The organism is Micromonospora sp. NPDC049044 (genome assembly GCF_040649215.1).
GTDB lineage: Bacteria > Actinomycetota > Actinomycetes > Mycobacteriales > Micromonosporaceae > Micromonospora.
In genome coordinates this window covers 49,999-63,392 of record NZ_JBEZFA010000041.1, presented here as the reverse complement: position 1 = coordinate 63,392, position 13,394 = coordinate 49,999, and the positions used below count along the sequence as shown (strand labels likewise).

Sequence of the window (13,394 nt, the reverse complement as noted above, 5' to 3'; positions counted from 1 at the left end):
CGGCCGTCGGCCGGCACCGGCGCACGCCGCCGGTCGACAGCCGGTCACCGTCGCCGGTTCGCCGCTGGCGCACGTCGCTGGTCGGCAGCCGGTGGCCGTCGCCGGTCGGCAGCCGGCGCGTGCCGACCGGGAGTCACGGTGAGCGCCGGTCCCGGGTCCCGGCTGCCGGCGGGCGACGGCGAGCACCAGCCGGCGCGGCTGGTGGTCGGCGGCACGGAGGTGGCCCGGTACGTTGTCGACCCGGCGCTTGACGTGCGGCACGGACCGCGGCCGTACCTGCATCCGGTCCGCACCCTGGGCGGCACTGTGGTCACCGACGCGCTGCCCGCCGACCACGTCTGGCACCTCGGTGCCTCCCTGGCCGTGCCGGACGTCAACGGCGCCAACCTCTGGGGCGGGCGCAGCTACGTCCGCGACGTGGGCTACACCTGGCGGGCCGACCACGGGCGGATCGTGCACACCGGTTGGTCGCAGCGGTCCGCCGACCGGCTGGCGCACCGGCTCGAATGGCGCGACCCGCAGGCGTCGGTGCTGCTCACCGAGGACCGTCGGCTCAGCGCGGTCGCGTTGACCAGGGACGTGCCGGCCTGGCGGCTGGACGTGGACTACACGCTGCGGGCCCCGGCCGGGCAGGACGTGCGGCTGGGCAGCCCGACCACAAACGGCCGCCCGGACCGGGCCGGGTACGGCGGGTTCTTCTGGCGGGCGGTCTCGGCCCGGCCCGCCTGGGTGTTCAGCGCCTCGGCGACGGGGGAGGAGGCGGTGAACGGGTGCGCCGAACCGTGGGTCGCCCTCGCCGGCACCGGGCCGGACGGGCGGGCGTACACCCTGGTCTTCACCGGTCTCGGCGACGGCGACAGGTGGTTCACGCGGACCGCGATGTACCCGGGCGTGGGGGTGTCGTTCGCGTTCGAGCGGCCGGTCACCATCGCGGCCGGCACGAGCCGGCGGGGCCGGCACGCGGTGGTCGTCGCCGACGGGGTGCTCGACCGCGCCGCCGCCGCGGCCCTGGCCGCCAGCGTCGACCCTTGTCGCTCGGACGGTGCTACTCCTTCGTGAAATAGGCGGCGCTCTCCGGGTCCGCCGGGTAGTAGGACTCGATAGCGATCTCGTCGATCGTGATGTCCACCGGAGTGCCGAACGTGGTGATGGTCGAGAACAGCCGCAGCTCACGTCCGCCGATCCGCAGGATCATCGGGATCACCACGTCGGCGTCGACCCGTTGGCCGTCCGGGTCCTCGGGACTCAGCAACTCCTCGTAGAGCGCTGTCAGCTCCGGGTCGGGAGCGTTGGCGAGCTGCCGCGAGATCCGGCTGCGGAACACCGCCCGCACGTCCGCCAGGTTGACGACCAGGGGAGCGAACCCGCGTGGGTCCAGGCCCAGCCGCACCAGGTTCACCGGTGGCCGCAACAGCTCGGGGGCGACCTGCGCGAAGAACGGGTCGATCGCGCTGTTGGTCAGCACGATGTTCCACCGCCGGTCGAAGACCAGTGCCGGATACGGCTCGTGCGCCCGCAGCACCCTGCGGACCGAGTCGAGGGCAGCCGACAGGGCGGCGTCGTCGAGTGGGCGCTCCGGGTAGCGGGGTGCGAAGCCGGCGGCGAGCAACAACCGGTTGCGCTCACGCAGCGGCACGTGGAGCTGATCGGCGAGCCGGAGGATCATGTCCGCGCTCGGCGTGGACTTGCCGGTCTCGACCAGGCTGACGTGCCGGGCCGAGACATCCGCGGCGATCGCCAGGTCGAGTTGGCTGAGCCCCCGGCGTCGCCGCCACTGCCGCAGGAGGTCCCCGACCGCATACACGATCATGAGGGTACTCAGCTTCGCGCCGAACACCATGAAGTGCGATGTCATCGACAACCGTCGGGGCCGGCGAAACACTTGCGGCCATGAGCACCGAAAACAAGATCATTGTCCAGCGGGCCCTGGCAGGACTGGCCGAGACGGGCGACGTCGACGCGCTCGGCGCGCTGCTGACCGAGGACTTCGTCCACCACCGGCCAGACTCGACCCGCTCCAGCAAGTCGGAATGGCTCGCCGCGGTCCGCGCCGCGCTGAGCCCGACCGCAGGCATGCGGGTCGAGGTCCTCCACCTGCTGGCCGACAGCGACCACGTCGTGGTGCACTCGCGACGTCGGCTGCCCGACGGCGGACCGGAGATCGTGGTCGTCGACGTCCTGCGGATCGCCGACGGGTCGATCGCCGAGGTGTGGGAGATCATCGAACCGGTCGCCCAGGCGACCGCCAATCTGACGTGGTGGGATCCGGCTCGGCAGTGACCGGGTGTCCACGCGGCCCACGACGCACGCCGCCACGTCGGGTGCCGCCCTTGTCGGTCATCTCCGCCCCGGACCGGTCGGTGGCCCCATATCCTCGAGCGGATATGCCAACCGGAGCGGGTGCCGTCTGCGCGACGGCGTACAGGGGGCCGTGGTGAGCGGAGGGGATCGACCGAAGGGCATCAGTCCGACAGCGGTGGAGGGAGCACCCGGGTTGTGGCGCGTCGACCTCCAGCGACACGATCTCAGCATTCCCGGACGAGAGGTCATCCAGAGCCGGGTGGAGTTCACCCCGGACTCGCCGCCGTTCAAACACTTCCACCCCGGCGAAGAGATCATCTGCGTTCTCCAGGGCACCCTCGAATACACCCTCGACGGCCAACCACCGATCGTGTGCGACGTCGGTGATGCGCTCACCGTGCCCTACGGCGTCCACCACCAGGCCCGCAACGTCGGCGACGGCATCGCTGTCGAGTTGGCCACCTACGTCGTCGAAAAGGGCAAGCCACTGCTCACCAAGGTGGAGTGAGCCCCGGACGGGGCCGGCCGCCAGGTTCTGGTCACCGGGCCGGCAGCGCGGCGGTGACCCGGATGGCCTTCACCATCGCCGGGATCGACCCGATCAGCAGCACCAGCCCCCAGATGATCGCGATCACCGCGAAGATCAGTGCCGCCACGTCGTCGACGATGCTGACCAGGATCACCGGCACCAGGTGGTGCAGAAACTCGAGCACGACAGTGCACAGCAGGGTGGTGAGGATCAGCAGGACGAGGCCCTTGTTCTGCAGGAAGCGCGGCTGGGCCAGCACCAACAGCCCGGCCCACACCAGCTTGAGCAGCAGCACCAGCCCCAGCAGCACTGCCGCCTCGCCGACCGGGAAGAACCCCCACAGCGCCAGGTACGCCACAGTGCCGAACGGGACCGCCAGGAACAGCGACACCATGATGGACAGTTCCACGAACGCGACGACAAGCGCGACCAGGCCGACGATGATCAGGATGATCGAGAAGATCAGGCCGGCCACGCCCTGCACCCGGCCCTGGACGCGTTCGGGCAGCAGCATGCCCAGGCAGAACAGCCCGGTGCTCCAGACCGCCACCGCGTCGATCAACGCCAGGTAGCCGGTGGCCCGGCCGGACGGCTCGCTGACCTCGGACACGTCGTCGAGGTTCACCTCCAGCGCGCCCGCGCTGTCCGCGAGAGCCGCGCCGGCGTCGCCGCCGCCCAGCAGCAGCCCGGCGCCCAGCTCCACGCCGATCGCCAGGACGATGGCGAGCATCGCCAGCAGCAGGAATGGTTTACGCAGGTCACCCACGGCGACGCCTTCCTCTCCGGCCACCACGTGGCCACGGTGATCGGGCCATTACGTGGCCACGGTGATCGGGTCAGGAGCTGGCCACGACGACCGTGCAGCCACCGAGGCCCGGGCAGCTCAGGCCCACCTCGGTGGCCTTGTCGACGGCGACCTTCGCCACCGCGCCGGTGCCGTCGGGCGCCGGCTCGACCTCGTCGCGGATGGTCAGGTCGGCGTCGCCGGGAGCCGGCGCGACGACAGTGAACCGTGCCGCGCTGCGCAGCACCAGGGTGCGCAGCCCACCCGGGTCGGCGACCCGCACCACGCAACTGCCGGAGAACGTCAACCGACCCGTCCCGTCGGCGCAGTCGGCGTCGACGGTGGCCGGGTCCACCGCCGCGCGCTCACCGCCCAGCGCGGCCAACCGGTCGACGAACCCGTGCCGGGCGCCCGGATCACCCCGGTCGTCGCCGCCCACGCCGACCGCCACCGCGAACAGCGCCACCAGCAGCACGGCGACCAGCCCCAGCACCGCCTTCTGCCGGCCGCTCATCGGGCGGCGGCCGGTGACACGACCTCGCTGAACCGGATCAGGTCGACACCCGCGAAGTAGCGGTTGGTGCCCTGCGTCTTGCCCACCACCAGCAGCGTGACCTGGTGCGCGCCCTTGCTGAGCTGGACGGTGCCGACGTCCAGCAGCTCGGTCTTGCGCACCGTCGGCGTGAAGCCGAGGAACGTGCCGCCGACCTGGTTGCCGTCGATGGTGAAGACGGTGTTGGCGAAGTCGAACGAGGTGGTGCGCACCGCCGCGAAGCGCCAGGTGCCGTCGGCCGGGATCTGCACCGTCACCGTGACCTTGTCACCGATCGCCAGCCCCTGGAAGAACAGCTGCTTGTCCCCGGACCACACCACCGCACAGCAGTTGGGCTGCGCCTCCACCTTCGCCCCGCTCTTCTTCGGCGACTCCACTGTCGCGCCGCCGACCAGGCTCTCCGCCTCCACGGTCACCACCCGCGGGTCGGCCGGACCCGGGTCGCGGGTCAGCAGGACCACCCCCACGGCCACCACCACCAGCACCAACGCCGCCGCCGCGGCGATCCACAACCACGGGGTACGCCGGGGCGGCGCGACCGCCCGCACCTCGTAGGTGACCCGACCGCTGGACCGGGAACTCTCCTCCGGCGCGGTGTTCGCCGAGTAGGCGAACCCGGTCATGTCGTAGCGCCGAGGCGCGGTGCCCGCCGGCACGGCGAGCTTGACCAGGAACGACACCGAGCCCTGCCCGGGTACCACCCGCTGGGGCTCGGCGACGGTGAACCACGCCCGCTGGGAGCCGTCACCGGGCGCCACGTCGAACACCACGGTGTCCGGGGCGTTGCCCGGGTTGGAGACGGTGAAGGTCAGCTCGCCGCTGTTGAGCGGGTCGAGAGTGAACTGCTCGGCGGCGGCGACGACCGCCCATTCGGTGGTCATGACGACTCCTCTTCCAGAACGATCTCGACGGTGGTCGAGGCGGGCTTCTCGGCCTCGACGATGCGGGTGATCACGGCGAGTTGGTCGGCGGCGGCGGCCGGGACGCGCACCACGACGTGGAAGGGCCGCTCGGTCGGCTCGTCGATCGCGAAGCCCGGCATCCCGGTGGCCAACTCCAGGGCCCGCCGCATGCCGTACGGGGTGCCGCGCCACCGGGCCAGCACTGCGGCGTTGGCCACCAGGTCGCGCAGCCGGCCCACCGGCAGCGGCAGCGGGGCGTCCGGTCGGGGCGAGGCCACCACGTGGTCCAGCGCCACCCAGCGGGTCAGCCGCACGACCAGCCCGTCCGGCGCCCGGTACGGGTCGAACAGGGCGTCCACCTCGGCGAGGATCGCCTCGTCCGGGGCGTGCAGCCCCTCCATCACGTCCAGCAGCGCCCAGAGCACACTGCCGGGTACGCAGGCCCGCTGGTAGGCGGCGGGCAGCAGCCGTTCAATCGCCGAACGTCGCATCCTGGCGCACCACCTCGATGTCGTGCTCGCCGGAGCAGAGCAGCCAGGTATCCGGGACGGTCACCACGTCGGCGGTGGCCTGGTTGGCGCTCGGCGACCAGTCCACCGCGTTGGCGCTGCGGTGCACGCCGCGTTCGCCGCCGGCCAGGAAGAGCCGCTCCGCCGGCCCGGCCGCCGGGGCGCCCGCCGCACCGTCGGCCGGACCACCCACGGCGATGGCGTCCACCGGCACGAACCGGGTCCGGTCGCGCAGCGGCAACCCGCAGTTGACCGACACCGACTGCCACTGCGGCTGGGCGCCCAGGGTGTCCAGCCGCAGCACCCCGCCGCTCTGCGTCGCCGCCACCGCGAGCTGGCCGGCGAACGCCAGGTCGCGACAGGTCCCGCCGATCCAACCGGCCTGCATCGGCTGCCACTTCACATCGGACTCGAACAGCCGGGTGCGGTGGCATCCCTGGCCGGGCTTCTTCGGGTCCGGCTCGCCGGCGCCGCTCCACAGCAGCGTCGCCGGGCCGTCGTACTGCACGGCGAGCACCCGATTGTCCACGTTCGCCAGACCCACGTGGACGAAGCTGCCCGGTCGGCCGCCGGCGGTCGACAGGTACACCCCGAAGCTGGCCTGCGCGGCCACCGCCACCCCCGGCGCACCCCGCTCGGAGACGAACGCGCGCACCGCGTAGAACCCCCGGTCGGCGTCGGACGGGTCGACAAGGATCTGCAACGGCACCGCCCCGGGCAGCAGCGACACCTCGTACAGGCCGGTGTCGGTGGCCACCAGCAGCGCGCCGGCGCCGTCGCGGTCCAGCCAGGCCACGTCGGAGATCCGCGAATCCAGGTCGGTCAGCAGCGACCACGTCTCACCCAGGTCGGTGCTCAGGTGCACCCGGGAGCCACCGGAGGCGCGCAGCGTCACCACTGCCACCGAGCCGGGCCGCGCGACGATGCCGGGCCGCACCGGCGCGGGCGCGGGCGCCACCCGCAGCACCGTCTCGTCGTCGAACCGGCCGGCCGGCTCCCACCCCGCAGCGCCGTTGCTGGACCGGAACAACACCGGGCCGCGCCCGGCGTACCAGGTGCGCGGCTGGTACTTGTCGACGGCGAGGGCGCGCACGTCCGCGTCCGGGGCCTCGTCGACAACGAACCGGACCGACTCGACGTAACGCACCCCCGGCTCGGCGTGCTCCAGCAGCCGGTACACGTTCGACGCCCGCAACGGCTCGCCGAACGGCCAACCGGTCGGGTTGAGCGCTGTCGGCAGCGGGCTCAACGTCTGGTGCAGCCGGTCGTGGATCCGGCGGCGGACCGCGTCCACGTCCTCCTCCCGGCGGACCACCACCCGGGCCCGGACCGACACCGCCTTGAACCGGGCCCAGGTGGCCCGGGACCGGATGCCGACCATCCGGCGTTCCTCCAGGTCCGCCTCCACCCGCAGGCGGGCCTCGGGCACCTCGTGCTCGCGCAGCACCGACACCGGCAGCCGGCCACCGGGGCGGGCGGTGGGCGGCACGTACGGCACCAGCACCACCTCGACCTCACCGGGCCGGGCGAAGCTGTACACCGCCGCCCGGGTGAACGCCCGAGCCCGCGCCACCGCGCCGGAGCTGGTGGCGAGGACCTCGAAGTCGCGGGCGGTGACCGCCCGTTGCTGGGCGAAGAACTCGTACGGGCCGCGTAGCAGCACCGACTCCAACGCCTCCACCTCCCGGCCACCGGCCGCCGGTGCGGGGTTGTCCACGCGTACCCCGGGTAGCGGGTCACGCAGGCTGGTCAGGGTGCCCGCCGCCACGTTGCCGGTGGGCCCACCACCGGCGCGGTACCAGAGCCGGACCTGCCGCCCGGCCGGCGGCACGGCCGCCACGCTCACCGGCGTGGGGGCGCCCGCCGGGGTGGCCTGCCCGGCGGGCGGCCGCAGGTCGAGGGCCGGGGCGAAGGTGACGGTGCCCGAGCAGCGGTCCACCAGGTACGCCTTGGCCTGCGCGCCGAGCCCGGCGAAGCTGTCCACCGGCCGCCAGATCTCGAAGGTGCGGCCGTCGTGCTCCCGGGCCGCCGCGCCCAACTCCACGCTGCCGGCCGGCACCTCCACACCGAGCAGCAGGTCAAGCGGCTCGGCGGTGTGCGCAAGCGGCGCGTTCGCGGCCCGCAGCACCTGCCCCGGCTGGCCGGTGCCCATGCCCAGCAACTCCGCCTCGACCGGTTCGCAGTGGTGCATCCGTACCGTCACCGACGTCTCGTCGGCGGGCAGCAGCGCCGGTTCGGTGGTGACGAAGACGACCGGCCGGGGATCCGCGCCGCGCGCCGCCGCGACCCGCAGACCGGCCGGGATCCGGATCGCGGCCTGGTCGCCGCCGGTGCGGGTGAACCGGACGTCCGCCCAGGCCGCGCTCGGTGCGTGCCGGGTGACGCCGAGCAGGTTCAGAAACGAGACGTACGCCTTCTCCGGCAACTGGTTCAACCGGTAGATCATCACCTCGGTCAGGTGGGCGAACGCCTCCACGAGCGCCATCCCGGGGTCGTGCGCCGACAGGTCGGTCCACCCCGGGCAGGACTGCCGGATCCGTTCCCGGGCCTCGGTGACGAGGTCGAGGAAACCGCGATCGTCCAGGTGCGGCACGGGCAGCGTCATGACTGTTCTCCCTGCACGGGCTCGTCGGCGGGCAGCAGGTCCACGGAGAAGATCAGTTGCCCGGGTGTCAGGCTGGCGCGCACCCGGTAGTCCAACCGGATCACCAGCCGCCACGCGTCGTCCGGATCCGGCCCGGCGTCGACGTCGATCACCTCGACCCGCGGCTCCCACCGGACGATGGCCTGCCGGACGTAGTGGATGGCCAGGCCGGCGGTGGTGTCGTCGTTGGGCGCGAAGACCAGCCGGTGCAACCGGGAGCCGTACCCGGGGCGCATCAGCCGCTCGCCCGGGGTCGTCGACAGGAGCAGGAACAGCGCCTGCCGTACGCTCTCGTCGCCCTCGGTCATCGCCAGGCCGCCGGCCGCGGTGAGGGCCGGGCCGCCGCCGCGCCCGGCGTCGAAGCCGGCCCCGACGAAACGGAACGCCCTCACCGGTCCGCCCCCAGGAACCGCTGGCGGGGATCCCGGACGGTGTGGTGGACCAGCCCCGGTGGGGTGCCGTCGGTGAACCCCTCCAGGTGCGACAGCAGGATCCGCTGCCCGTCCACCCGCAGCCAGTCGCTGTAGCCGACCCGGACGCTCACCGTCTTGCCGCACGGCTTGATCGTCGGCCCGTAGTTGGGGCAGGCCGTGATGTCGCGGCCCTGCGGGTCGTCGTCGACGAGCACGGGTACCCCGGTGATGGTCACCCACCGCTGCGAGGGTCGGTTCTCGACCCGACCGTCGTGATCGCAGGTGATCACGGAGTCACTGTGGATCCAGCGCATCAGCCGCCTCCTTCGTGGTGGGCGCGGGCCAGCGCACCGGCCTGCCGCGCCGCGGTGGTCGGGTCCTCGCTCGACTCGGCACGCAGGAAGTCCACGCTGCGGGCGCGGACCACCATGGCCCGGCCGGGCGCGGAGATCACCAGGTCGGACGCGGCGTGCAGGGTGGCCAGGTCGGGGGTCAGCTCCAGGAAGCTGCCACCCTCGGTGGCCAGCCGCAGGCTGCGCCGCACGTCGTCGACGACTATCGACTGCCCGCCGGCGGTGCGCATCGTCCAGCGGCGGGCCTTCCCGTCGTCGATGCCCGCGTCGTACGGCTCGACGGCGCCGAACAGCGAACCGAGCACGATGCCCGAGGCCGGTTCGCCACCGGGGAGCACCACGAGCACCGTGTCGTCCGGATCCGGCAGCGCCACCAGCCCCTTGCCCCGCCCCGCGCCGGGGCAGAGCACGGCGAGCCAGCCGACGTCCAGGTCCCCGTACGTCGGCAGGGTCAGGCGGACCCGACCCAACCCGTCGGGGTCGGCGACGTCGGTGACGGTGCCGAGGGTCACCACCGCCGCGCCGGGCGGGGCCGCCGGGATGGTCGGCGGCACCGTGGAGAACCGGGTCAGATGTCCGTTGCCGTCGACCGTGTGCACCACCTCGGTCAGCACGTACGTCCCGGCGACCGGGTCGGGCACACCACTCAACTCGACCCGACGGCCCGGCCGCAGCGCCGGGTCGCCCTCGGCCACCCCCTCGGCGGTGACCAGGGTGGCCGCCCGGCTGTCCAGCCGCGCCTGGGCCAGCGCCGCCAACTCGTCGTCGCTGCGGCCGGGCTGGTCGACGGCGGTGCGGACCCCGCCGGCGCCGACGTCGGCCGGGTCCGGTCGGTCGAACGCCGGCCGGCCGCACCGCGCCTCGTCGACCCGCTGGCTGATCACCTCGGCCCGCTGCGGGTGCCAGCCCAACGCGGCGCTGGCACCGCTGGCCTGGTCGGCGTTCGTGGCCAGGCGCAGGGTGTGCACGCTGGTACCGAGGGCCAACGCGACAGGGTCTCCGTAGCCCGCGAGGGTGACCAGCCGGAGCGTGTCGCCGTCGGCGGCCAGGTGCAGCCCGGCCCGGCCGGCCACCTCGCACAACAGCTCCAGATCGCTGTGCCGGTGCTGTGCCAACCGGTCCAGCCGTGGCCCGTCGACCTCCGCGCTCACCGTCAGCCCCACCGCGTCGCACAGCTCACGGGCCAGCTCGACGGCGGTCACCGAGGTGAAGACCCGCAACCCCTGCCGCTTGCGCAGCCGGTGCAGCGGGTCGTACGCCCGCAGCCGCAGCACTGCCGCGCCGTCGCCGGCGTACTCGACCTCCACGGCCGTGACCTCCCCGCTGAACAGGGTGTCGGCCTGGTCGGCGAGCCGGACGTCGAGTGCCGTGCCGGGGCGTACCGCCGGCTCGAACGCGCCGACCCCGACGGAGGTGGCCAGCACCAGCTCCGCCTGCGTGGGTTGGTTCAGGCGGGCCGCCACCCGCAGCGAGCGGATCCGTTGACGAACCGCGCCGGTCAGCTCGGCGCCGTCCAGCAGGACGATCAGGGCCCGGGGTGCGAGGCTGGTCACGGCGTACCCCCGGGGTTGCCGGGACCACCGCTGGTCGTGACCGGTGCTGCCGCCGGGTCGGTGAGCGCGGCGCCGACGAACGAGGCTCCCGTGCGTACCGCACCGGCCACCGTCCGAGCCATCCCGGCCACCGTGCCGGCCAACGTCGACCCGACCCCCGGGGGACCGCCGGTCGGGCTGCCACCGGTCAGACCGTCGCCGGCCCGGGTCGCGGCGGTCGGCGGTACGGCGAGGGTGGTGCCCGGCGGCACCGCGAGCGGGTCGGTGATCCGGTTGTGTTCGGCAAGCAGACGCCACCGCAGCGGCGAGCCGAGCGCGTCGTTGGCGAGCAGGTCGAACCGTACGCCGGAACGGCCCGGCTCCGCCGCGCCGTCGCCGGCCGCGATCACCGCGGTGCCCGGGGCGGCGGTCGGGGTGCTCGCCGCGGCCAACTCCTCGGCGAACCCCGCCTCGGCCTGGTCGGCGGTCTCGGCGGCGCGGACCAGCTTCATCCGCAGCCAGGAACGCCGGGGCGAGCCGGTGCCGGTGAACGCGTCGAACCGCTCCGCCACCGCGACGATCACGCCGGGCACGTTCCAGGTCTTTCCCCACACCAACCGGACCAGCGGCGGACGCAGCCAACCATGCTCGACTGCCGAGTTCTCGGCGAGCATCCACAGCGGACGGGTGAGCACCCGGACGTCGGCCGGACGCACCTGCGCCTGGACGAACTCGACGTCGAAGAGCAGGTCGAGTACCAGTTCGGTCCGGCCGCCGCCGGTGAAGACAAGCGGGTCGTCGGCCAACTCGGACCCGGTGAGCTGCCCACCGCCGGCACCCCGGTGGCGTACCCCGGCGAGCCGGGTCACCTGGACGGTCTCCGGGTTGAGCAGGCAGTCCACCCGCTCGCCGGAGGAGTCGATGAGGAACGCGACGCGCTCCATCAGCCACCCGCCTGTTCCCGGTCGAGTCGACCGAGTTGGGCGGTGTCCAGCGCGTCGGCCGGCACGGTCCACAGCGTCGCGTCGTCCGGCAGCGCCGGCCACCGGTCGGGCACCGGCGAGCCGACCGGGGTCGCCGCCCGTGGTTCGGTGCCGGTCGACCGCCCACCGTCGCTCGGGTCGTGCCACCCGCCGCCGGTCCAGGTCCGGCCGCCGGGCGCGGCGCTCTGGTCGACGTACCGTCCGAGCGGTGCTCCGCCCGGTGGCCGGGGCCGTGCCGCTTCGTCGGGCAGTGCCGGCCAGGGCCACTCGCCGGTGGCGGGTCCGTCGATCGTCGTGCCCCGGACACCTGACGGCACTGTGGAGCCCGCCGACCCGGGCCACGCCGTGTCCTCGTCGGCCGGGTCGGGTGCCGGCCCCGAACCCGCCGCGACGCCCGGTCGCGACGTCCGGGCCCGGCCCGGTGCCGGGCCGGCCGGAGACCCGCGTCGGTGGTCCGCCGACCCGGGTCGACTCCGGAACTGGCCGTCGCCGGAGCCGGCCGGGTCCGCGGGGACGGGCCGCGGAGCACCCGGTCCGCCACCGCCGGTGGGGTCCGACCATCGGGAACCACGGGGTACGCGGGCGGCGCGGCGCGGGGTGCGGGCGGGCGCGGACATGCCGTCACCCCACCCGTCCGGTCGCACCGACCCCTCCGGCCCTGTTGCTGCGCCCGGCCCGCCACGCCCGAACGAGGTGTCCGGCAGCGCCGGCACGCGAGGCGCCGAGCCGCCGACCGAGCCGCCGTCGCCGAGCCTCGTGCCGGCCGGGTGAGCGTCGCCGGTCCCGGTGTGGCCCGGTCCGGCGTTGCCGGTCCTCGTCCTGGCCAGGCCAGCGTCGCCGACCCCGGTGCCGCCCGGTCCGGCGTCGCCCGTCCCGGGGTCGGTTGGGAAGGCGTCGCCGGTCCCTGTGCCGGCTGGGTAGGCGTTGCCCGTCCCCGGGCCGGCTGGGTAGGCGTCGCCGGTCCTCGGGTCGGCGGCCGGCGGTGCCGCCCGGTCCGACCGCCCGGTCCGGTTCGCCGGGCGCGTCCCGCCCCGCCCCGCGAACCCACGCCCCCCGGCGGCGGCGGGGCCCGTCGCGCTGGTGCTGCCCCGCGCGCCCGTGGTGCTGCCGGACGGGCCGTGCCCGGTGGGTCCGGCAGCATCGACGCCGGTCAGCCCGGTGTCGCCGGGCTGGTCGGCGACCGGGGCGTCGTCGGAGTCGTGCGGGGACCGGGCGAGGTCCACATCGTGCAGCAGGCCGGGCGCGTGGGCGGCAACCAGGTCCAGCCAGTGTTGTGGGGGTTCGCCGAAGCGGCGCGGGGCCGCCGTCGGCGCGTCCGGCGGTGGGGGGTGCCCGGCCGGCTCGACCCATCCGGCGAGGCGCTGCACCGCCCCGGCCGCCGAGCGCAGCCGACCGGCCAGCCAGTTACGCGGGTGTCGGCGCGGTGGCACCGCCGGTCTCCAGCTCCAGGCCCTCATAGCGAAGGGTCAACGCGGCGATGGCGATCTCGTGGCTGAGCGTGTTGAGGTGCGCGCCGCGCCACCTGGTGGGCCAGGCGTCGATCAGGTTCCAGCGCAGCACCTCGGCGGTCCCTACCGAGTCGAGCAGCACCACCGAGACGTTGCGGCGGTTGAGGGTGCCCTGCGCGGTGGCGTTCACCCAGTCCCACAGCTCGCGGGAGGCGGTGAGGCCGAAGTGCAGCGTCACCGGCTCGTACTCGGCCTGGCCGGGCACCATCCGCATCCGGCCCAGGCCGTGCTCCCGGTACGGCTGCCCGGGGATGTTCACCTCCAGCCCGGTCATCTCGGTGAAGTGGCCGTTGGTGACGCCGTTGATGAGCAGCCGGAAGTTGTACGCCCGGTACGGGTCGACCGGGGCGCCGGGCTGCTGCGGGGTGGCGGGGGTGGGCATG

At 74.1% G+C, this 13,394-nt stretch carries 15 protein-coding genes; 3 read left to right on the top strand and 12 right to left on the bottom strand.

Annotated elements, in window-relative coordinates; genetic code table 11:
* Positions 1–138: 138 nt before the first annotated feature.
* On the top strand, positions 139–1,059 hold the full coding sequence (locus tag AB0B85_RS27555; protein WP_357411867.1) for a PmoA family protein: 921 nt from the start codon (positions 139–141) through the stop codon (positions 1,057–1,059).
* On the opposite strand, the gene AB0B85_RS27550 is transcribed toward AB0B85_RS27555, so the two are convergent.
* Positions 1,046–1,855: a helix-turn-helix transcriptional regulator gene (locus AB0B85_RS27550; protein ID WP_357411866.1), complete on the bottom strand. Its 810-nt coding sequence runs from the start codon at positions 1,853–1,855 to the stop codon at positions 1,046–1,048. The genes AB0B85_RS27555 and AB0B85_RS27550 overlap by 14 nt on opposite strands.
* Before the next feature lie 35 nt (positions 1,856–1,890).
* On the opposite strand from AB0B85_RS27550, the gene AB0B85_RS27545 reads away from it, so the two are divergent.
* On the top strand, positions 1,891–2,280 hold the full coding sequence (locus tag AB0B85_RS27545; RefSeq protein ID WP_357411865.1) for a nuclear transport factor 2 family protein: 390 nt from the start codon (positions 1,891–1,893) through the stop codon (positions 2,278–2,280).
* Between the two features lie 154 nt (positions 2,281–2,434).
* The gene (locus tag AB0B85_RS27540) at positions 2,435–2,809 is read left to right on the top strand and encodes a cupin domain-containing protein (RefSeq protein WP_357411864.1); all 375 of its coding nucleotides are present in this window, start codon (positions 2,435–2,437) and stop codon (positions 2,807–2,809) included.
* Between the two features lie 31 nt (positions 2,810–2,840).
* Here AB0B85_RS27540 and AB0B85_RS27535 read toward each other — a convergent pair whose 3' ends face one another.
* Genes AB0B85_RS27535 through AB0B85_RS27485 form a run of 11 tightly spaced genes read right to left on the bottom strand, consistent with a single transcriptional unit; the run spans position 2,841 to position 13,393 of the window.
* Positions 2,841–3,623 (bottom strand): hypothetical protein, encoded by a 783-nt coding sequence (locus tag AB0B85_RS27535; RefSeq protein ID WP_357411863.1) that lies wholly within the window; start codon positions 3,621–3,623, stop codon positions 2,841–2,843.
* A 43-nt stretch (positions 3,624–3,666) separates the two neighbouring features.
* The gene (locus tag AB0B85_RS27530; protein ID WP_357411862.1) at positions 3,667–4,128 is read right to left on the bottom strand and encodes a hypothetical protein; all 462 of its coding nucleotides are present in this window, start codon (positions 4,126–4,128) and stop codon (positions 3,667–3,669) included.
* Positions 4,125–5,048, bottom strand: coding sequence for a hypothetical protein (locus AB0B85_RS27525; RefSeq protein ID WP_357411861.1), 924 nt, complete (start codon positions 5,046–5,048; stop codon positions 4,125–4,127). Before AB0B85_RS27525 ends, AB0B85_RS27530 begins: the two co-directional genes overlap by 4 nt.
* On the bottom strand, positions 5,045–5,560 hold the full coding sequence (locus tag AB0B85_RS27520; RefSeq protein ID WP_357411860.1) for a phage tail protein: 516 nt from the start codon (positions 5,558–5,560) through the stop codon (positions 5,045–5,047). Before AB0B85_RS27520 ends, AB0B85_RS27525 begins: the two co-directional genes overlap by 4 nt.
* Positions 5,541–8,183 carry a putative baseplate assembly protein gene (locus AB0B85_RS27515; protein WP_357411859.1) on the bottom strand — a complete coding sequence of 881 codons (2,643 nt, stop codon included), beginning with the start codon at positions 8,181–8,183 and terminating at the stop codon, positions 5,541–5,543. Before AB0B85_RS27515 ends, AB0B85_RS27520 begins: the two co-directional genes overlap by 20 nt.
* Positions 8,180–8,614, bottom strand: a complete 435-nt coding sequence (locus AB0B85_RS27510; RefSeq protein WP_357411858.1) for a GPW/gp25 family protein — start codon at positions 8,612–8,614, stop codon at positions 8,180–8,182. The genes AB0B85_RS27515 and AB0B85_RS27510 overlap by 4 nt, the downstream gene beginning before the upstream one ends.
* Positions 8,611–8,949 carry a hypothetical protein gene (locus AB0B85_RS27505; protein ID WP_357411857.1) on the bottom strand — a complete coding sequence of 113 codons (339 nt, stop codon included), beginning with the start codon at positions 8,947–8,949 and terminating at the stop codon, positions 8,611–8,613. The genes AB0B85_RS27510 and AB0B85_RS27505 overlap by 4 nt, the downstream gene beginning before the upstream one ends.
* Positions 8,949–10,541, bottom strand: a complete 1,593-nt coding sequence (locus AB0B85_RS27500; protein ID WP_357411856.1) for a contractile injection system protein, VgrG/Pvc8 family — start codon at positions 10,539–10,541, stop codon at positions 8,949–8,951. Before AB0B85_RS27500 ends, AB0B85_RS27505 begins: the two co-directional genes overlap by 1 nt.
* Entirely contained in the window at positions 10,538–11,464 is a 927-nt protein-coding gene (locus AB0B85_RS27495) for a hypothetical protein (RefSeq protein WP_357411855.1), read from the bottom strand. The genes AB0B85_RS27500 and AB0B85_RS27495 overlap by 4 nt, the downstream gene beginning before the upstream one ends.
* Entirely contained in the window at positions 11,464–12,933 is a 1,470-nt protein-coding gene (locus tag AB0B85_RS27490) for a hypothetical protein (RefSeq protein WP_357411854.1), read from the bottom strand. The genes AB0B85_RS27495 and AB0B85_RS27490 overlap by 1 nt, the downstream gene beginning before the upstream one ends.
* Positions 12,908–13,393: a phage tail protein gene (locus AB0B85_RS27485; RefSeq protein ID WP_357411853.1), complete on the bottom strand. Its 486-nt coding sequence runs from the start codon at positions 13,391–13,393 to the stop codon at positions 12,908–12,910. The genes AB0B85_RS27490 and AB0B85_RS27485 overlap by 26 nt, the downstream gene beginning before the upstream one ends.
* Between the last annotated feature and the right edge of the window lies 1 nt (position 13,394).

Coding starts and splice junctions, on each gene's coding strand:
- AB0B85_RS27550 (WP_357411866.1), bottom strand. CDS start 1,855: ATGACATCGCACTTCATGGTGTTCGGCGCGAAGCTGAGTACCCTCATG.
- AB0B85_RS27545 (WP_357411865.1), top strand. CDS start 1,891: ATGAGCACCGAAAACAAGATCATTGTCCAGCGGGCCCTGGCAGGACTG.
- AB0B85_RS27530 (WP_357411862.1), bottom strand. CDS start 4,128: ATGAGCGGCCGGCAGAAGGCGGTGCTGGGGCTGGTCGCCGTGCTGCTG.
- AB0B85_RS27525 (WP_357411861.1), bottom strand. CDS start 5,048: ATGACCACCGAATGGGCGGTCGTCGCCGCCGCCGAGCAGTTCACTCTC.
- AB0B85_RS27520 (WP_357411860.1), bottom strand. CDS start 5,560: ATGCGACGTTCGGCGATTGAACGGCTGCTGCCCGCCGCCTACCAGCGG.
- AB0B85_RS27515 (WP_357411859.1), bottom strand. CDS start 8,183: ATGACGCTGCCCGTGCCGCACCTGGACGATCGCGGTTTCCTCGACCTC.
- AB0B85_RS27505 (WP_357411857.1), bottom strand. CDS start 8,949: ATGCGCTGGATCCACAGTGACTCCGTGATCACCTGCGATCACGACGGT.
- AB0B85_RS27495 (WP_357411855.1), bottom strand. CDS start 11,464: ATGGAGCGCGTCGCGTTCCTCATCGACTCCTCCGGCGAGCGGGTGGAC.
- AB0B85_RS27485 (WP_357411853.1), bottom strand. CDS start 13,393: ATGCCCACCCCCGCCACCCCGCAGCAGCCCGGCGCCCCGGTCGACCCG.